The following is a 19,234-nucleotide window of genomic DNA, read 5'->3' on the forward strand; positions in this document are numbered from 1 at the left end:
CACCTGCGTCACGTCGGCCACGTTCGCCGCCGTGCATTCCACGTGGTGCACCAGACCGGACGCGTCATCCACGCCGATGTGCGCCTTCATCCCGAAGAACCACTGGTTGCCCTTCTTGGTCTGGTGCATCGCCGGATCGCGCTCGCCCGCCTTGTTCTTGGTCGAGCTCGGCGCACTGATGATCGTGGCATCCACGATCGTGCCACTGCGCAGGCTCAGGCCCTTGCGCTGAAGATGGGCGTTGACCTGCTCGAAGAGCTTCTCGGCCAGCCCGTGCGTCTCCAACAGCCGGCGGAAGTTGAGGATCGTCGTCTCGTCCGGGATGTCGGCAAGCCCGCCCAACTGCGCGAAGCGGCGCATCACCGGCGTGTCGTACAAGGCTTCTTCCATCGCCGGGTCGCTGAGCGCATACCACTGCTGCAGGAAGTGGATGCGCAGCATCGTCGCCAACGGATAGGGCTGGCGACCGGGACGGCCCATCTTCGGGTAGTGCGGCTCGATCAGACCCAGCAGCGCCTGCCACGGCACCACCTGCTCCATCTCCGCCAAAAACACCTCGCGCCGCGTGCGCTTGCGGCTCCCCAGACCCTCGGCATCACCGAACGACAGCTGCATCGCACTCACCCCGATCACGGTGAGGCATTGTCGCGCAATCGGGCGGAGTTGTTCAGACCTTCCCTAGATCGATGACCTTGAACTTCCCCGACTGGAGTCCGTACATGTATTACAGCAGTGGCAATTACGAAGCCTTCGCCCGCCCGCGCAAGCCAGACGGGGTCGACGGCAAATCCGCATGGTTCGTCGGCTCCGGCCTGGCCTCGCTGGCCGGCGCCGCCTTCCTGATCCGCGATGGCCAGATGCCGGGCGAGCGCATCACCATCCTGGAACGCACCGACGTGCCGGGCGGCGCACTGGATGGACTTGAGAAGCCGGACAAGGGCTTCGTGATCCGCGGCGGCCGCGAGATGGAGGACCATTTCGAATGCCTGTGGGATCTGTTCCGCAGCATTCCGTCGCTGGAAGTCGAGGGGGCCAGCGTGCTCGACGAGTTCTACTGGCTGAACAAGGACGACCCCAATTTCTCCCTGCAGCGCGCCACCATCGAACGGGGCAAGCCTGCGCCCGACCTGGGCAAGTTCACGCTCAGCAAGGCCGCGCAGAAGGACTTGCTCAAGGTCTTCATGGCCACGCGCGAGGAGATGGAGAACAAGCGCATCAACGAGGTGTTCGGTGAGGACTTCTTCGCCAGCAACTTCTGGATGTACTGGCGCACCATGTTCGCGTTCCAAGAGTGGCATTCGGCGCTGGAAATGAAGCTCTATCTGCACCGCTTCATCCACCACATCGGCGGTCTGCCGGATCTTTCCGCGTTGAAGTTCACCCGCTTCAACCAGTACGAATCGCTGGTGCTGCCATTGGTGAAGTGGTTGAAGGACCAGGGCGTGGTGTTCCAGTACCGCACCGAGGTGACAGATATCGATTTCGACATCGATGCCACCAACGGACGCAAGCAGGCCACGCGCATCCACTGGAACCGCGACGGCCAGCCCGGTGGCATGGCACTCGGCCCCGATGACCTGTTGTTCATCACCATCGGCTCGCTGGTGGAAAACAGCAACGAGGGCGACCACAAGACCGCGGCGCTGCTGGACGAAGGCCCGGCACCGGCTTGGGATCTGTGGCGGCGCATCGCGGCCAAGGATCCGTCGTTTGGGCGGCCCGACGTGTTCTGCACGCACATTCCGGAGACCAAATGGGAATCCGCCACCATCACCACGCTGGACGCGCGCATCCCGAAGTACATCGAGAAGATCGCCAAGCGCGACCCGTTCAGCGGCAAGGTGGTGACCGGCGGGATTGTCACCGTCAAGGATTCCAGCTGGCTGCTGAGCTGGACGGTGAACCGCCAGCCGCACTTCAAGAAGCAGCCCAAGGACCAGGTCGTGATCTGGCTCTATGGCCTGTTCGTGGACGTGCCGGGGGATTACGTCAAGAAGCCGATGCAGGACTGCACCGGCGAGGAAATCACCCAGGAATGGCTGTATCACATGGGTGTGCCGGTTGAGAACATCGCGGAGCTTGCAGCCACGGGAGCCAACACCGTGCCGGTGATGATGCCGTACATCACCGCCTTCTTCATGCCGCGTCAAGCCGGTGATCGCCCTGACGTGGTGCCAGCGGGCGCTGTGAACTTCGCATTCATCGGCCAGTTCGCGGAGTCGAAGCAACGCGACTGTATCTTCACCACCGAGTACTCGGTGCGCACGCCGATGGAAGCGGTCTACACGCTGTTGGGCATTGAACGCGGCGTGCCGGAAGTGTTCAATTCCACCTACGACATCCGCACCCTGCTGGATGCACTGCACCGGCTGCGCGATGGCGAAGAATTGGCGTTGCCGGGCCCGTCGTTCCTGCGCGACCGCCTGTTGGCCAGGCTCGACCGCACCGAGATCGGTGCATTGCTCCACGACGCCGGCCTGCTGGCCGGGGAGGACGCACGAACATGACACAGGACACCACAAAGACCGTCGCCTCGCCCTCCGGCCTGCAGCGGGTGACCGTGCTGGGCACTGGCGTGCTCGGCGCGCAGATCGCCTTCCAGTGCGCCTTTCACGGCAAGAGCGTCACGGCGTACGACATTGACGCAGCAGCGCTGGAGCGTGCCCGCGACGCCCTGACGCGATTGGCTCAGACATATGCCGCCGACCTGCCGGGGACGACGCCCGAGGCGACCACCAGGGTCGCGGCGGCCATCGCACTGAGCAGCGACCTTGCGCAGGCCGTGCGCGACGCGGACCTGGTAATTGAAGCGGTGCCGGAGAAGCTGGAACTCAAGCGATCAGTCTATGCCGAACTCGCCAGGCTGGCGCGCGAAGGCACCATCTTCGCCACCAACTCCTCCACGCTGCTGCCCAGTGCACTCGCGGATGTGACGGGCCGGCCGGAGAAGTTCCTGGCGTTGCATTTCGCCAATCACATCTGGCGCCACAACACAGCGGAAGTGATGGGTACGCCGCAGACCGATCCTGAGGTGTTCGAGCAGGTGGCGCGCTTCGCTGCGGAAATCGGCATGGAACCGATCCGACTGCACAAGGAGCAGCCAGGTTACGTGCTGAATTCGCTGCTGGTGCCGTTGCTCAACGCGGCCGCCGCCTTGTTGTTGAAAGGTGTGGCGAGTCCGGAGGACATCGACAAGACCTGGCGAATCGGGACCGGCGCCAAGCTGGGGCCGTTCCAGATCTACGACATTGTCGGCCTGCGCACGGCGTACAACATCGCAAGCGCAAATCCCGCAACGCAGGGCTGGGCCGAATATCTCAAGGTGAACTACATCGACAAGGGTCGCCTGGGCGCCGGTGCGGGGGGTGGCTTCTACGATGATTGACGCCATGTCCACCGCCCGTGCGTGCTCCGTCGGGAACGGTCACCGCACGCTGACGGCGTCCTGTGCAAGGCGGTGGCATACTGCCGCCCCGTCGCGCCGGAGCCGGCCGTGAGCCAAGCCCAACGCCACGCACGTCCGCTCAACCGCAGTGAATCGCAGGCCCGCACGCGCGCGGCGCTGCTGGATGCCGCCGAGGCGCTGATCGTGGAGCACTCGATCCCAGCGCTGTCGCTGCGCGCCGTCTGCACGCGTGCCGGCTATACGCAGGGGGCGACGGTCAGGCACTTCAGCCGGCGACCATTGGCCAGCGCGTCGCTGACGAAGTCCATGCTCCAGACGGCATTGGGCGAGGCAGCCGCAGACAGTGCCTGGCGCTCGACGGACGGCCTGCGGGCCTTCTTGCGGCGGCGCACGGCCAGGTTTGCCTCGCGATACAGGCGATAGACCTTCTTGAACCGCCTCGGCTTTCTTGGAGGCCATTTGGTTTGAGTCAGGCCGCCTTGGCCTGACCGGGTTGTTGCCGATAGTAAGCCGCTTCGGCTTCTGCTGGCGGGATGTGCCCGATCGGCCCCGGCAGTCGCTTGTGGTTGTACCAGTGCACCCAGTCCAGCGTGGCCAGTTCCACCTGTTCGCGGTTGCGCCACGCCTGCCGATGGATCACCTCGCCCTTGTACAGCCCGTTGATCGTCTCGGCCAGCGCGTTGTCGTAGCTGTCGCCCACGCTGCCCACCGACGGCTCGATCCCGGCCTCGGCCAGCCGCTCGCTGTAGCGGATCGACACGTATTGCGATCCGCGGTCGGACCGGCAAACCGCGCAAATCCACCGCTCCAGCTGGGATTAACGCGCGCGCGGCGCGCGTCCCCATACTGCCGCCGGGCCGGAACACCACATCAGGTCTCTCCGAGTACGGCCCGGCGCCTTTACGGCGTCGTGGGCCTGGCCGCGTCGCCACGGGGCGGCCGCGACCAGGCCGCTTTTTTACCCGGCCTGGTAAACCCGGCCGCCCTGCCGGCGGAACTGCTCCGACTTCTCGGCCATGCCCAGCTCCAGCGCGGTGCGCTCGTCCACGCCCTGCGCGGCGGCGTAGTCGCGCACGTCCTGGGTGATCTTCATCGAGCAGAAGTGCGGGCCGCACATGGAGCAGAAGTGCGCCAGCTTGTGCGCCTCCTTGGGCAGGGTCTCGTCGTGGAACTCGCGCGCCTTCTCCGGATCCAGGCCCAGGTGGAACTGATCCTCCCAGCGGAACTCGAAGCGGGCCTTGCTCAGGGCGTTGTCGCGCACCTGCGCGCCGGGGTGGCCCTTGGCCAGGTCGGCGGCATGGGCGGCGATCTTGTAGGCCATGATGCCGTCGCGCACGTCCTGGCGGTTGGGCAGGCCCAGGTGCTCCTTCGGGGTCACGTAGCAGAGCATGGCCGTGCCGAACCAGCCGATCATCGCCGCGCCGATTGCCGAGGTGATGTGGTCGTAGCCGGGGGCGATGTCGGTGGTCAGCGGGCCCAGGGTATAGAAGGGCGCCTCGCCGCACTCGCGCAGCTGCCTGTCCACGTTCTCCCTGATCAGCTGCATGGGCACGTGGCCGGGGCCTTCGATCATCACCTGCACGTCGTGCTTCCAGGCGATCTTCGTCAGCTCGCCCAGGGTCTCCAGCTCGGCGAACTGGGCCGCGTCGTTGGCGTCGGCGATGCTGCCCGGGCGCAGACCGTCGCCCAGGGAGAAGGCCACGTCGTAGGCCTTCATGATCTCGCAGATCTCCTCGAAGTGGGTGTAGAGGAAGTTCTCGCGGTGGTGGGCCAGGCACCACTTGGCCATGATCGAGCCGCCACGGCTGACGATGCCGGTCACGCGCCTGGCGGTCAGCGGGATGTAGCGCAGCAGCACGCCGGCGTGGATGGTGAAGTAGTCCACGCCCTGCTCGGCCTGCTCGACGAGCGTGTCGCGGAAGATCTCCCAGCTCAGCTCCTCGGCGCGGCCATCCACCTTCTCCAGCGCCTGGTAGATCGGCACGGTGCCGATCGGCACCGGCGAGTTGCGAATGATCCACTCGCGGGTCTCGTGGATGTGCCTGCCGGTGGACAGGTCCATCACCGTGTCCGCGCCCCAGCGGATGGCCCACACCAGCTTCTCCACCTCCTCGGCGATGCCGGAGGACACCGCGGAGTTGCCGATGTTGGCGTTGATCTTGGTCAGGAAGTTGCGGCCGATGATCATCGGCTCGCTTTCCGGATGGTTGATGTTGCACGGCAGGATGGCGCGGCCGCGGGCGATCTCGTCGCGCACGAACTCCGGCGTGATCACCTTCGGGATGCTGGCGCCGAAGCTTTCGCCGGCGTGCTGGGACAGCAGGCCGGCGTCGCGCACTATCTCCAGGCGCTGGTTCTCGCGGATGGCGACGAATTCCATCTCCGGGGTGATGATGCCGCGGCGCGCGTAGTGCATCTGGGTGACATTGGCACCGGGCCTCGCCCGGCGCGGCAGGCGGCGGTTGGGGAAGCGCACCGCGTCCAGCTTCGGATCCTGCTCGCGCGCGCGCCCGAATTCCGAGGTCAGCGCGGGCAGTTCCACGGTGTCGCCGCGCTCGTCGATCCAGCGCGCGCGCAGCGGCGGCAGCCCGGCGGCCAGGTCGATGCGCGCCTCCGGATCGGTGTACGGGCCGGAGGTGTCGTACACGGTGACCGGCGGATTGTCCTCCCCGCCGAACACGGTGGGCGTGCGGGTCTGCGCGATCTCGCGCATGGGCACCCGCAGGTCCGGGCGCGACCCGGGCACGTAGATCTTGCGCGAGCCCGGGATCGGCCGGGTCACAGATTCGGAGAGTTGCGCGGTCTGCTGCAGCAGCGTGGCGGGATTGGCGTTCATGGCGTGTCCGTCCGGTTGGGGGAAACCGCAGCGGGCTGCGGGCCAACGGCGACGGCGGCACGCGACGGCGTGCCGGCGTCGCCCGAAGCGGGCGGACACAGGACGGACCCATCCCGTCCTGCGAAGCTTCCCTACGCCGGTATTAACCGGATCAGGTTCGAAGGGACTGTCTCAACCGTGCGCCCGTGCCGGCGCGCGCGGTACCCCCGCTTCGGCGGCTATTGAACCACAGTGCGCGGCCGCGTGCCGGCCCCGCCTCCACGGGCGCGGCGCGGCCCGCTGCTAGACTGCGGGCCATCGTCGCCGGGGAAACGGCATGGTCTTCCGCATCTCGTTCCTGCTGATCATCCTGCTGGCCGGCGCCGCGGGCCTGGCACCGGCGCGCTTCGGCGCGGCCGTGGACGGCCTGCTGGCCGGCATGCTGGCCAACACCGGCTGGCTGTACCTGCTGGTGGTGTTCGCCACCCTGGTGTTCATGCTCTACCTGGCCTTCGGCAGCCTGGGCGAGCTGCGCATCGGCGGCGAGGATGCCGAACCCCGGTTCTCCTACGGCAGCTGGCTGGCGATGCTGTTCGCCGCGGGCATGGGTATCGGCCTGGTGTTCTGGGGCGCGGCCGAACCGCTGTCGCACTACCTCAATCCGCCCGAAGGGCTGCAGCCGGCCAGCATGCCGGCCGCGCGCGCGGCCATGCGCTACGCCTACTTCCACTGGGGCCTGCACCCGTGGGCCATCTACGCCCTGATCGGCCTGGCGATGGCCTGGTTCCAGTACAACCGCCGCGGCCGCGGCCAGCTCAGCGACCTGCTGCAGCCGGTGCTCGGCCGCCACCACCGCGGCTGGGCCGGCCGCTGCGTGGACATCGCCGCGGTGGTGGCCACCGCCATCGGCGTGGCCACCACGCTCGGCTTCGGCGCGCTGCAGATCGTCGCCGGCCTGCGCACGGTGTTCGGCACGCCCGCCGGCACCGGCATGCAGCTGGCGGTGATCGCCGTGGCCTTCGTGCTGTACATGGCATCCAGCCTCAGCGGCGTGGAGCGCGGCATCAAGTGGCTGTCCAGCTTCAACCTGGCCCTGGCCGCACTGCTGATGCTGGTGGTGCTGGCGCTGGGGCCGACCGCGTTCCTGTTCGACGTGTTCACCAACGCCCTGGGCGACTACCTGGACCGGCTGGTGGGCATGAGCCTGCGCATGTCGCCGTTCTCCGGCAGCGCCTGGGTCAGCGAGTGGACGATCTTCTACTGGGCCTGGTGGATCTCGTGGGCGCCGTTCGTGGGCACGTTCATCGCCCGGGTGTCCTACGGCCGCACCATCCGCGAGTTCGTCACCGGCACGGTGCTGGCACCCAGTCTGGTGGGCTTCGCCTGGTTCGCGGTGTTCGGCGGCACCACGCTGTGGCAGCAGCTGTTCGCCACCGACCTGCAACCGGTGCTGGAGGGCGGCTACCAGGACGTGCTGTTCGCCGTGTTCGCGCAGCTGCCCGGCAGCACGCTGCTGAGCGTCCTGGCCGTGGTGCTTCTGGTGGTCTTCTTCATCACCTCCGCCGACTCCGCGGTGCTGGTGCTGGCCAGCATGTCCAGCGAACAGGCGGGCGATCCGCCGCCGCTGCGCCGCCTCGCCTGGGGCGCGGCCATCGCCGTGGTGGCCGCGGCGCTGCTGCTGGCCGGCGGCCTGGACGCGCTGCAGGGCCTGGTCACGATCTCGGCCCTGCCGTTCGCGCTGCTGCTGGTGCTGGTGATCCTGGCCCTGTACCGCACCCTCGCCCACGCGCGGGCCGTGCGCCGGCGCCGCGCGCAGGCGCTGCGCCACGCCCTGGAGCACTGGGTCTACGGGCCGCACCGCACGCGCGGCCCGGCGCCGCCGCCCTACTCCAGGGAATAGCCGATGCGGAACCCGCCCCAGTGGCGGCCGGCCACGAAGATCGGCACCGACAGATCGAACATGATCTGGCCGGTGTCGCGGCGGTAGACCTGCAGGCGGTACGGGTCGGTGTGCGCGCCCACGCTGCGCCCCACCCGGTCGGAGAAGATGCGCTTGGTGCGGTTGCCGACCAAGTCGCGGGCGCGGTCGCCGGTCAGCGGCTGGCAGTAGCGGCGGTTGTGAGTGGGCACGTAGCCGTCCGGGTTGGCACAGATGGCGAACACGATCCACGGGTGCGCCTCCACCACCGGCTCCTGCAGCGGCGGCAGCAGGCGGTCGCACAGCGCGTCGAAGGCGGTGCGGTACTTGGGCGGGTCGATGCCGGGGATCGGCGTGTACTCGCGCGAGAACAGCGCCTCGCCAGTCGTCTCGCCGCGGCGGACCGCGTCGGCCAGTGCCTGGCCGATGCGCGCGGCGGCGTCGGTGGCCAGTGCGCGCACGCGCGCGTGGCGCGGTTCGCGCATGGGATCGGGTGGCAGGCGGAACAGGCCCACGCAGTCGTGCAGCGTGGCCACGCCCTGGCCCAGCGCCTCGCTGCGCTCGGCCACGCGGGCGGCGTGCTCGAGGTTGCTGTGGCTCAGCGCCACCACGTCCTCCACCGCGCGGTCGATCGCCGCCACCTCCGCGCCCTGCGCGGCCACGCGGCCGGCGACCTGCTCCATGGCCGCGCCGGCGCGCTGCAACGTGCCGCTCACCCCGGCCAGCACCTCCCGGGTCTGCTCGGCCGAGGTCACGCCCTGGCCCAGCGCCTTCATCGCGTCGTCCACGATCGTGCGCACGTCGCGCGCGGCGGCGGCCGTGTGCTCGGCCAGGCGGCGGATCTCGGCGGCCACCACCGCGAAGCCGCGCCCGGCCGCGCCGGCGTGGGCGGCCTCGATGCCGGCATTGATCGACAGGATGTTGGTCTTGAAGGCCACCGAGTCGATCATCTCGATCACCTCGCCGGCGCGGGCGATGCGGCGCTCGATCTCCTGCATGGCCCCGGCCAGGGGGCGCGCCCCCTCGCCGCCGCGGCGCGCGTCGGCATCGGCACTGGCCGCCACCGCGCGCACGCCGTCCAGCTCGCCGCGCACCTGCTGCAGGTCCTCCAGCAGGCGGCGGCTGGCCTCGCGCCCCGAGTCCAGCGCCCGCGCCTGGGCCTGCGACTGGCGGGCCAGCTCGTCGTTCTCGCTCACCACCTGCGGCACCGCCTGCGCGATCTGCTCCGACAGCGCGACCGCCTGGCGGATGGCCTCGGCGAGGTTGCCGAAGCCGGCGGCCAGGCGCCGGCCGGCGGGCGGGCCGGCCTCCGCGGGCGGAAGCTCCAGGGCCAGGTCGCAGCCGGCCAGGCCGTCGTGGGCCAGGGTCAGCAGCCGCTGCGCCGCGGCGGCCTCCCCCAGCCGCCGCGCCAGGTGCGCCAGCAGCGGATGCGACACGCCGGCCGGGTCGCTCCCCGTGACCAGCCGTTCCAGTTCATCCAGCAGCGCGGCGGTTTCGGCATGTGGCAGCGACAGCACCCAGCCCTCGCCGTCGCGGCGGTAGCGGACGCGGCGGGCCGCATCGCCGTCCGGCGGGGTCCACACGCCTTCCTCGCCCAGCACGGCCGGGTCCAGGCCCCACAGGCCCTCGCGCGCGGAGGGCAGCCGCCCCGCGTCCAGTCCCAGCAGTTCGCAGGCGGCCCGGTTGGCCGCCACCAGGTGGCCGTCCGCGCCCAGGCGCAGCAGCGCCACGGGCGCGTCCGGCAGTGCCGCCACCGCAGGCGCGCCCGGCCCGGGCAGCTCGGTCTCGATCGACGCCATGGGATCCCCTCCTTCCCGCAGCTGTCACCAATCTAGCGGCATCCGGCGGCGGAAATGAAGGCGCCGGCCGGTGTCGCAGCGGCACCGGCCGACCGGTGGCGGCCCGGCCGGTCAGTAGCCGGCGGCCTGGCCGTCCTTGCGGCTCTCCGAGGCGCCGAAGTACACGCCGGTATCCGGATCGCGGGCGATGGCCTGGTAGCCGCCATAGGGGCCGTCGGCGAAGGTGACCCGGTGCCCCTTGCGCATCAGCGCGCGCACCGTCTCCCAGGAAAAACCGGTCTCCAGGTTGACCTCGCCGCCGTCGCGCATGGGCGTGGCCGCGCCGGTCGGGTCGGTGGAGCCCTCGTGCTGGATGCGCGGCGCGTCACCGGCCTCCTGCAGGTTCATGCCGAAGTCCACCAGGTTCATCACGATCTGCACGTGCCCCTGCGGCTGCATGGCCCCGCCCATCACGCCAAAGCTCACCCAGGGCTTGCCGTCCCTGGTGATGAAAGCCGGGATGATGGTCTGGAACGGGCGCTTGCCCGACGCGTAGCAGTTGGGATGCGCCGGCCCGGTGTCGCAGCCCTCCAGCACGAACATCTCGCCGCGGTCCTGCAGGATGAAGCCCAGGCCGTGCGGGGCCATGCCGCTGCCCATGCCGCGGTAGTTGGACTGGATCAGCGAGACCATCATGCCGTCGGCGTCGGCGGTGGTCAGGTAGATGGTGTCGCCCTCCTCCAGCTCCGGCGGCGTGCCCGGCTGCACCTCGCGCAGGGCGCGGTCGGGCGAGATCAGCGCGCGCCGCTGCGCCGCGTACTCCTTCGACAGCAGCCAGTCCAGCGGCACCTTCCCGAAATCCGGGTCGGCGTAGAAGCGGGCGCGGTCGGCGAAGGCCAGCTTCTTGGCCTCCACGAACAGATGCACGTGCTCGGCCGAGCCGAACGGGATCTTCGAGAAGTCGAAACCCTCCAGGATGTTGAGCATCTGCAACGCGGCGATGCCCTGGCTGTTGGGCGGCAGCTCCCACACGTCGTAGCCGCGGTAGTTCACCGACACCGGCTCGACCCACTCGCCCTGGTGCGCGGCCAGGTCCTCGTAGGACAGGAAGCCGCCGTTGGCCTTCATGTAGGCGTCGATCGCACGGGCGATCTGGCCCTTGTAGAAGGCGTCGCGGCCGCCGCGGGCGATCTTCTCCAGCGTGTCGGCCAGGTTGGGGTTGCGCCACAGCTCGCCCTTGCGCGGCGCGCGGCCGTCGATGGTGAACTGCTCGGCGAAGCCCGGGTACTGCGCCAGGCGCGGCACCGAGCCTTCCCAGTAGTGGGCGATCACCTCGTGCACCGGATGGCCCTTGCGCGCATAGTGGATCGCCGGGGCCAGGTTGGCCGCCATCGGCCGGCGGCCGAGGCGCTCGTGCAGGGCGAACCAGGCGTCCACCGCGCCGGGCACGGACACCGGCAACGGGCCGTGCGACGGAATGTCGGTCAGGCCGCGGCGGCGGAACTCCTCCAGGGTCAGCGAGCGCGGCGAGCGTCCGGAGCCGTTGTAGCCGTACAGCCGGCGCGTCTTCGGGTCCCAGACGATGGCGAACAGGTCGCCGCCGATGCCGCAGCCGGTCGGCTCCATCAAGCCCAGCGCGGCGTTGGCGGCGATCGCCGCGTCCACCGCCGAGCCGCCCTGCTTCATCACGTCCAGGGCGATCTGGGTGGCCAGCGGATGCGAGGTGGCGGCCATCGCGTGCGGGGCGATCACCTCCGAGCGTGTGGCGAAGGCGTGGCCGGTGACGCGGTCGGCGGCGTCGGCCAAAGCCGGCAGCAGCGCGGCGCAGAACAGAAGAAGGAAGCGGACGGGCATGGGCAGGTCAGCGCGGCGCCAGGATCGATGCGGCGATGGCCGACATCTTCGCCCGCTATCCGTACCGCGCCGCGCCGGCGCGGTAGGGCCGCGGGCATCGCAGGGACGGCGGGTGTGCGAAGCCGTGCCGGGTATCCCCGGCACGGCCCTGGCGCCGGTTCAGTCGACCAGGGCGGCCTGGTCGAGCATGGCGCTGGCTTGGCCGCGCCACTCGGCCAGGCGCGGCAGCACGCCGGTGCGCGCCAGGTAGTCCTCGTCCGGCTCCTCGCCGCCGGCCAGGGCCATGGCCACGTGCACCGCGCCGGTGACCCAGAAGCTGCGTGTGCTGGAACGGGCGGGCGTGCGGTGGAAGGCCACCGCCTCGATGATCGGCATGGGCAGGCCCCACAGGCCCAGCAGGTAGGCGCCGGCCTCGGCGTGGCCGGGGCGCTCGTCGCCGTCGGCGCGCGGGTGGCGCTCGTCGCGCACGCCCGGCAGCAGCAGGCCGATGTCGGCCAGCAGCGCGGCGGGGGCGCCCAGCTCGGAGCAGGATTCGGGCAGCATGCGCTTGGCCAGCTTCGAGGCCAGCAGCGCGCGCTGCTGCAGCTGCGCGCGGTCCACGGTGCTGGTGCCCGGCAGGGAGAACACCTCGCAGGCCAGGACCAGGTCGCGCAGGGTGGCGATGCCCAGGCGGGTCACCGCGGTGCGCAGGTCGGTGATGGTGCGGCCGCTGGAGAAGTAGGCCGAGTTGCACAGCTGCAGCACCTTGGCGGCGATGGCCGGGTCAGCGGCCACCAGGCGGGCGATGTCGGCCGCGCTGGTCGCGTCATCGGCCTCCAGGGCGCTCATCAGGCGCAGGTACAGCTGCGGCGGCGGCGGCAGCTGCTCCACACGACCGATGCGCTGGCCCAGCGCCGGGTTGTCCAGCAGCTCGCGCAGTTCCTCCAGGCTGCCGACCGCCTCCAGCACCACCTCCGGGGCCAGCGGCGCGGGCAGGAAGCGGTGCGCCAGGCCGATGATCCGGGCCGAGGGGATGCCGCGGCTCTCGATAACGGCGATGCGGGAGGCCTCCGGGCGGAGGGTGCGGATCTGGCCCAGCAGGGTGGCCGGCGGCAGGTCGGACAGGGTGGGGGCGGAGAGCACCACGTCCAGCGGACCGGCGGCGGCGCGGACCATGGCGGCGCTGGCATCGGGGCAGACCTCGACCTGCCAGTCCGGCCCCATGTCCGAGACCAGCTCGATCAGGTCGGTCGGGAAAGCGGCCTCGTCGCCGACGAACAGGATGCGCACGAACACCTCCGGAGGAAGGAAACGGACGCGCGGCCCCGGCCGCGGTCCGGCACAGTCGCTATCGGTAGCCGCCGTGGAAAGTTGAGCACATCCGCGCCGCGCCGGTGCAGGCGTTTGCGGAACTGTGCGCCAGTTCCGGCACGGAACCGGGCGGCGCGCACGCCGCCCGGCGGAAGCGGATCAGGCCTTGGCGGCGGCGCGCTCGATGGCCTCGCGCAGCAGCTGGCGCGCCTCCTCGGCGCCACCCCAGCCCTGGATCTTGACCCACTTGCCCTTCTCCAGGTCCTTGTAGTGCTCGAAGAAGTGGCCGATGCGCTCCAGCCAGTGCTGGGACACCTTGGAAATGTCGTCCACGTGGGCGTAGCCTGCGAAGATCTTCGGCACCGGCACGGCCAGGATCTTCTCGTCGCTGCCGGCCTCGTCGGTCATGCGCAGCACGCCGACCGGGCGGCAGCGCACCACCGAGCCCGGGACCAGCGGCAGCGGCAGCACCACCAGCACGTCGGCCGGGTCGCCGTCGCCGCACAGGGTGTTGGGCACGTAGCCGTAGTTGCACGGATAGCGCATGGGCGTGGACAGGATGCGGTCGACGAAGATCGCGCCGCTTTCCTTGTCCACCTCGTACTTGACCGGCTCCGAGTCCTTCGGGATCTCGATGATGACGTTGATTTCCTCGGGCGGGTTGCGCCCGGAAGTGACCTGGTCGAGGCCCATGTGGTGCTCCGTTGCAAGTGCGTGAACAAGGCCGGTCATTTTACGCCGACAGCTGCTGCGGCGCACAAACCCGCCTGGCCGGCGCTGTGGCTGCGGCCAGGCCCGGCGATCGGGACGAGGGGGTGTTAGCGCTACCTTGCCGGCGGCGGGCATGCGGCAGCGCGCGGGCGGCTTCGGCGGACGGACCGCGGAAGCCGGCAAAACGAAGCCCCGGCCGGGCGGGCCGGGGCTGCGCGGCACCCGGGGGTGCGGTTACAGCAGCGGCACCAGCAGCAGGGCGACGATGTTGATGATCTTGATCAGCGGGTTGATCGCCGGGCCCGCGGTGTCCTTGTAGGGGTCGCCGACGGTGTCGCCGGTGACCGAGGCCTTGTGCGCCTCCGAGCCCTTGCCGCCGAAGTTGCCGTCCTCGATGTACTTCTTGGCATTGTCCCAGGCACCGCCGCCGGTGGTCATCGAGATCGCCACGAACAGGCCGGTGACGATGGTGCCGATCAGCAGGCCGCCCAGCGCCTCCGGCCCGAGCAGCAGGCCGACGATGATCGGCACGACGACCGGCAGCAGCGAGGGCACGATCATTTCCTTGATCGCGGACCTGGTCAGCATGTCCACGGCGCGGTCGTACTGCGGCTTGGCCTCGCCGGTCATGATGCCGGCGATCTCGCGGAACTGGCGGCGCACCTCCTCCACCACGCTGCCGGCGGCGCGGCCCACGGCCTCCATTGCCATCGCGCCGAACAGGTACGGGATCAGGCCGCCGATCAGCAGGCCGATGATCACGCGGTGGTCGGAAAGGTCGAACGCGAACTCGACGCCCGGCCTGGCCGCCTCAAGGTTGTGGGTGTAGTCGGCGAACAGCACCAGTGCGGCCAGCGCCGCCGAACCGATGGCATAGCCCTTGGTCACCGCCTTGGTGGTGTTGCCCACCGCGTCCAGCGGATCGGTCACCGCGCGCACCTCCGGCGGCAGCTCGCTCATCTCGGCGATGCCGCCGGCGTTGTCGGTGATCGGGCCGTAGGCGTCCAGCGCCACCACCATGCCGGCCATGGACAGCATGGCCGTGGCAGCGATGGCGATGCCGTACAGGCCGCCGAGCGTGTGCGCGCCCCAGATGGCCAGGCACACCGCCACCACCGGCATGGCCGTGGATTTCATCGACACGCCCAGGCCGGCGATGATGTTGGTGCCGTGGCCGGTGGTGGAGGCCTGCGCCACGTGCCGCACCGGGCCGTACTGGGTGCCGGTGTAGTACTCGGTAATCCACACGATCAGGCCGGTGAGCACCAGGCCGATCAGGGCGCAGCCGTACAGCGCCGGGGCGCTGTACCGGCCGTCACCCATCAGCGCGGTGGTGATCGGCCAGAAGGCGATGGCGGCCAGCACGCCGGAGACGATCACGCCCTTGTACAGGGCGCCCATGATCGAGCCGCCGTCCTTCGCCCGGACGAAGAAGGCGCCGATGATCGACGCCACGATCGAGGCACCGCCCAGCACCAGCGGATACAGCACCGCGTTGGCACCGACCTCGGCGGCCATCAGCCCGCCCAGCAGCATGGTGGCGATCACCGTGACCGCGTAGGTCTCGAACAGGTCGGCGGCCATGCCCGCGCAGTCGCCGACGTTGTCGCCGACGTTGTCGGCGATCACTGCCGGGTTGCGCGGGTCGTCCTCGGGGATGCCCGCCTCGACCTTGCCCACCAGGTCCGCGCCCACGTCCGCGCCCTTGGTGAAGATGCCACCGCCCAGGCGCGCGAAGATGGAGATCAGCGAGGAGCCGAAGGCCAGGCCCACCAGCGCGTGCAGCGCGGCGGCCTGGTCCAGGCCCAGCCGGCCCAGCACCCAGTAGTAGCCGCCCACGCCCAGCAGGCCCAGGCCGACCACCAGCATCCCGGTGATGGCGCCGCCGCGGAAGGCCACGTCCATGGCCGGGCGCAGGCCCTGGCGCGCGGCCTCGGCGGTGCGCACGTTGGCGCGCACGGACACGTTCATGCCGATGTAGCCGGCCGCGCCGGACAGCAGTGCGCCCACCGCGAAGCCGATGGCGGTGAACCAGCCCAGGAACAGGCCCACCAGCACGAACAGGACCGCGCCGGCGATGGCGATGGTCAGGTACTGGCGGTTGAGGTAGGCGCGCGCGCCTTCCTGGATCGCGGCGGCGATCTGCTGCATGCGCTCGTTGCCCGAGGGCTGCGCCAGGATCCAGCGCGCGGACACCAGGCCGTAGAGGATGGCGAGGACGGCACAGGCCAAGGCCAGCGCCAAACCGTGTTGTTCCAGCATGACCCCTCCCAAGGTTGATGGACCCCCGCCCAGCGATGGACGAAGCGGAGGAGACACGCCGGGGGTGAGCCTGGAACCACTGGAACGACCCGGACAAGGCGCGTCTTCCGTGTTCGACATCCCTGGAGCTTGCCCCGAGTATGAGCCTTGCGGCGGGTGCAAGGCCACAAGCCGTTCATGCGGGCGGTGCCAACCTTGTGCCACCCCACACCCGGAGGCGCGATGTCCCGCAACCGCAAGTCCCCGCCCCGGGCCGGCGCCCGCGAACAGGCCGCGATCTTCCGCCAGGCCCTGCTGCTGGCCTTCCTCGCCGCCCTGGCGGCGGCGGTCCTGCCGCTGCGCGCGCAGGAGCCCGGACCCGCGATCCAGCGCCCGCCGGGCTCGCCGCAGGCGGTGGGCGCGGGGCATACCGTGCGCCAGATCCCGGAGGCCTGCACCCGCCTGGAGGGCGTGTTCACCGGCCAGGCGGAGGCGCCCTACCGGCTGCGCAGCGTGGCCACGGCCCCCCAGTGCCGGCCGCGGGCCCGGTACGTGGACGCGACGGTGGCCCGGCCTTCGGCCCGGGGCAGCTGGATTCTCAACGACCTGATCCGCATTCCCCGGGCCGGCTGCCCGGGGCACGAGGCGGTGGTGAAGGTCTGGCGCAAGCCGGCCGAACAGGCACCGGCGCGCGACGGCCAGGGCCGGGCGCGGGTGTACCTGGAGGAGGGGCGGCGGCAGGCCGGGAGCGGGCGGTTGCCGGCGCTGCCGCAGTTCAGTGCGCAGCTGGAGCTGGCCGGTGCCGGCTGCTGAGGCGGCTCAATCCGCCGGCAGTGCGTCGGCGTCCACCGACGTGCCCTGGTGGTAGAACAGCCGCCACTGCCCGTCCGCGCCGCGGTGCCACAGCGAGCTGCGCAGCGCGCCGCGGCGGCGGCGCCCGTCCGCGTCCACCTCGAACGAGTGGTAGTGCAGCAGGGCCCAGTCCGGCGCCAGGGCCCGGGCGCGGTAGCCGCCGGCGCGGATCCCGTCGCGGGGCGGGCCGCCGGCGAGGAAGGCGAGCACGGTGGCCCGGTCGTAGCGCTTGCCCGACCGGCCCACCTCGTGGAAGTCCGGATGCAGCAGCTGCTCCAGCCGCGCCGGGGTGCAGGCGCGGCCGGGGTGGTGCAGCTCCGCCTCCAGCGCGGCCAGCAAGGCGGTCAGCCCGTCGCCGGCCATGCTGCTTCTCAGCCCTCCCAGGCCGGCAGCTTCTTCTTCACCGGCACGTTCTTCAGGCTCACGTACCTGGGCAGGCCGTCGCGGTCCCAGGCCAGCGGGGCCTCGCCGCGCACCAGCGGCGCCAGGTACTCGCGCGCCCTGGCGGTGATGCCGTAGCCGTCCTTGCGGATGAAGGAGGCCGGCATCTTCTTCTCGTGGTTGGCCACCTTGTGCAGCGGCGCCGGCACGATCTTCCAGCGGTACGGCGAGGACGAGGTGCGCTGGATCACCGGCATCACCGCGTTCATGCCCTTGAGCGCGTACTGCACCGCGGCCTTGCCCACCGCCTGGGCCTGCTCCCAGTCGGTCTTGGAGGCCACGTGGCGGGCCGAACGCTGCAGGTAGTCCGGCAGGGTCCAGTGCACCTTGTAGCCCAGGCCGTCCTTGACCCGGCCGGCCAGGTACGAGGCCACGCCGCCCAGCTGGGTGTGGCCGAAGGCGTCCTTGCCGCCGCCGGCGTCGGCGACGAACTTGCCGTCCTTGTCGCGGATGCCCTCGCTGGCCACCACCACGCACCAGCCGACCTTCTTCACCACCTTGTCCACCTGGGCCAGGAATTCGGCCTCGTCGTACGGGCGCTCTGGGAACAGGATGATCTGCGGGGCGTCGTCCGGCGACTGCCCGGCCAGACCGGCGGCGGCGGCCAGCCAGCCGGCGTGGCGGCCCATGGCCTCGTAGATGAACACGCGGGTCGAGGTCTCGGCCATGGCCTGCACGTCCAGCGCGGCCTCGCGCACGGACACGGCGGTGTACTTGGCGGCCGAGCCGAAGCCCGGGCAGGTGTCGGTCACCGCCAGGTCGTTGTCGATGGTCTTGGGCACGCCGATGCAGGTCAGCGGGTAGCCGAACTCCCTGGCCAGCTGCGACACCTTCCAGGCGGTGTCGGCCGAGTCGTTGCCGCCGTTGTAGAGGAAGTAGCGCACGTCGTGGGCCTGCAGCACCTGCAGCAGGCGCTCGTACTTGGCACGGTCCTGCTCCAGGGACTTGAGCTTGTAACGGCAGGAACCGAAGGCGCCGCCCGGGGTCTGGGCCAGGCCGGCGATCGCCGCCGCCGACTCCTTGCTGGTGTCGATCAGGTCCTCGCGCAGCGCGCCCAGGATGCCGTTGCGGGCGGCCAGCACCTTGATCCTGCGCGCGCGCGCTTCGGCGATCACGCCGGCCGCGGTGGCGTTGATGACGGCGGTGACGCCGCCGGACTGGGCATACAGCAGGGTGCCTTGGGCCATGGAACCGGTCTCCTCGGGGACTGGGCAGTTTTTGGGACAGCGCCGCCGGATGGGTTAAGCTGCGCCGCATTGATGCGGTGCCGTACGGCGGGGAGGGAAGTCTAGCGTCCCCGGCCGCAATGGAACATTTCTCTAGGAGCAATCGATGCGACTGGTACTTCTGGGCCCGCCCGGTTCGGGCAAGGGAACGCAGGCGGCGCGCCTGAAGGAAAAGCTGGGCGTGCCCCACATCTCCACCGGCGACCTGCTGCGCGCCGAGGTCGCCGCCGGGACCGAGCTGGGCAAGCAGGCCCAGGAGGTCATGGCCCGCGGCGAGCTGGTCTCCGACGACATCCTGCTGGGCATGCTCGAGTCCCGCCTGGGCCGCGACGACGTGGCCGGCGGCTTCATCCTCGACGGCTACCCGCGCAACCTGGCCCAGGCCGACGCCCTGGACGGTCTCCTGGCCAAGATCGGCCAGCCGCTGGACGCGGTGGTGCAGCTGGACGTGGGCACCGACCTGCTGGTCGAGCGCATCGCCGGCCGTGCCCAGGCCGAGGGCCGTGCCGACGACAACCCGGAGGCGGTGCGCAAGCGCCTGCAGGTGTACGAGGAGTCCACCGCGCCGGTGATCGGCTTCTACGAGAAGCGCGGCACGCTGACCCGCATCGACGGCGTGGGCAGCATGGACGAGATCACCGCCCGCATCCTGGCGGCGCTGGGCAAGTAGGCCGCGCCTTCCGCCCCTGCGCGCGCCGCCCG

General features: G+C 70.4%; 14 protein-coding genes, 2 pseudogenes and 1 riboswitch. Of the genes and pseudogenes, 5 read left to right on the top strand and 11 right to left on the bottom strand.

Annotated elements, in window-relative coordinates:
- Window positions 1-615 (bottom strand): IS5 family transposase (locus CR938_RS07850; protein ID WP_162124480.1); only part of this gene is annotated, 615 nt, incomplete at its 3' end.
- Between the two features lie 104 nt (window positions 616-719).
- Here CR938_RS07850 and CR938_RS07855 point away from each other — a divergent pair.
- Window positions 720-2,507, top strand: a complete 1,788-nt coding sequence (locus CR938_RS07855) for an oleate hydratase (RefSeq protein WP_162124481.1) — start codon at window positions 720-722, stop codon at window positions 2,505-2,507.
- A complete protein-coding gene (locus CR938_RS07860; protein WP_162124482.1) occupies window positions 2,504-3,385 on the top strand; it encodes a 3-hydroxyacyl-CoA dehydrogenase in 882 nt (293 codons plus the stop codon). The genes CR938_RS07855 and CR938_RS07860 overlap by 4 nt, the downstream gene beginning before the upstream one ends.
- 272 nt (window positions 3,386-3,657) lie before the next feature.
- On the opposite strand, the pseudogene CR938_RS14625 reads toward CR938_RS07860, so the two are convergent.
- From CR938_RS14625 to thiC, 3 genes and pseudogenes are all read right to left on the bottom strand, one after another.
- Window positions 3,658-3,837 (bottom strand): annotated as a pseudogene (locus CR938_RS14625) (IS3 family transposase); the annotation flags it as partial.
- A gap of 38 nt (window positions 3,838-3,875) precedes the next feature.
- Window positions 3,876-4,187: pseudogene (locus CR938_RS07870) on the bottom strand (integrase core domain-containing protein); the annotation flags it as partial.
- A gap of 177 nt (window positions 4,188-4,364) precedes the next feature.
- Window positions 4,365-6,242, bottom strand: a complete 1,878-nt coding sequence (thiC, locus tag CR938_RS07875) for a phosphomethylpyrimidine synthase ThiC (protein WP_162124484.1) — start codon at window positions 6,240-6,242, stop codon at window positions 4,365-4,367.
- 110 nt (window positions 6,243-6,352) lie between these two features.
- Window positions 6,353-6,460, bottom strand: a riboswitch (TPP riboswitch).
- A gap of 98 nt (window positions 6,461-6,558) precedes the next feature.
- Here thiC and CR938_RS07880 point away from each other — a divergent pair.
- The gene (locus CR938_RS07880) at window positions 6,559-8,121 is read left to right on the top strand and encodes a BCCT family transporter (RefSeq protein ID WP_162124485.1); all 1,563 of its coding nucleotides are present in this window, start codon (window positions 6,559-6,561) and stop codon (window positions 8,119-8,121) included.
- On the opposite strand, the gene CR938_RS07885 is transcribed toward CR938_RS07880, so the two are convergent.
- The 5 genes from CR938_RS07885 to CR938_RS07905 form a co-directional block, all read right to left on the bottom strand.
- Window positions 8,106-9,938, bottom strand: coding sequence for a methyl-accepting chemotaxis protein (locus CR938_RS07885; RefSeq protein ID WP_162124486.1), 1,833 nt, complete (start codon window positions 9,936-9,938; stop codon window positions 8,106-8,108). The two genes, CR938_RS07880 and CR938_RS07885, sit on opposite strands and share 16 nt — an antisense overlap.
- A gap of 111 nt (window positions 9,939-10,049) precedes the next feature.
- Window positions 10,050-11,771, bottom strand: a complete 1,722-nt coding sequence (ggt, locus tag CR938_RS07890; protein WP_162124487.1) for a gamma-glutamyltransferase — start codon at window positions 11,769-11,771, stop codon at window positions 10,050-10,052.
- A 159-nt stretch (window positions 11,772-11,930) separates the two neighbouring features.
- Window positions 11,931-13,040, bottom strand: coding sequence for an HDOD domain-containing protein (locus CR938_RS07895; protein ID WP_162124488.1), 1,110 nt, complete (start codon window positions 13,038-13,040; stop codon window positions 11,931-11,933).
- A 180-nt stretch (window positions 13,041-13,220) separates the two neighbouring features.
- A complete protein-coding gene (ppa, locus tag CR938_RS07900; RefSeq protein ID WP_162124489.1) occupies window positions 13,221-13,754 on the bottom strand; it encodes an inorganic diphosphatase in 534 nt (177 codons plus the stop codon).
- A 252-nt stretch (window positions 13,755-14,006) separates the two neighbouring features.
- Complete coding sequence (locus CR938_RS07905) at window positions 14,007-16,034, bottom strand: sodium-translocating pyrophosphatase (protein WP_162124490.1); 2,028 nt, start codon at window positions 16,032-16,034, stop codon at window positions 14,007-14,009.
- 222 nt (window positions 16,035-16,256) lie between these two features.
- Between CR938_RS07905 and CR938_RS07910 the strand changes: the two genes are divergently transcribed.
- Complete coding sequence (locus CR938_RS07910; RefSeq protein ID WP_246191014.1) at window positions 16,257-16,826, top strand: hypothetical protein; 570 nt, start codon at window positions 16,257-16,259, stop codon at window positions 16,824-16,826.
- Between the two features lie 6 nt (window positions 16,827-16,832).
- On the opposite strand, the gene CR938_RS07915 is transcribed toward CR938_RS07910, so the two are convergent.
- Window positions 16,833-17,228, bottom strand: coding sequence for a nuclear transport factor 2 family protein (locus tag CR938_RS07915; protein WP_162124491.1), 396 nt, complete (start codon window positions 17,226-17,228; stop codon window positions 16,833-16,835).
- 8 nt (window positions 17,229-17,236) lie between these two features.
- Window positions 17,237-18,493 (bottom strand): 6-phosphofructokinase, encoded by a 1,257-nt coding sequence (locus CR938_RS07920; RefSeq protein WP_162124492.1) that lies wholly within the window; start codon window positions 18,491-18,493, stop codon window positions 17,237-17,239.
- Between the two features lie 145 nt (window positions 18,494-18,638).
- Here CR938_RS07920 and CR938_RS07925 point away from each other — a divergent pair, with 145 nt between their 5' ends.
- Window positions 18,639-19,202 (top strand): adenylate kinase, encoded by a 564-nt coding sequence (locus CR938_RS07925; protein WP_162124493.1) that lies wholly within the window; start codon window positions 18,639-18,641, stop codon window positions 19,200-19,202.
- The last annotated feature ends 32 nt before the right edge of the window (window positions 19,203-19,234 follow it).

The sequence above is a fragment of the Pseudoxanthomonas taiwanensis genome, assembly GCF_010093135.1.
Taxonomy (GTDB): domain Bacteria; phylum Pseudomonadota; class Gammaproteobacteria; order Xanthomonadales; family Xanthomonadaceae; genus Pseudoxanthomonas; species Pseudoxanthomonas taiwanensis.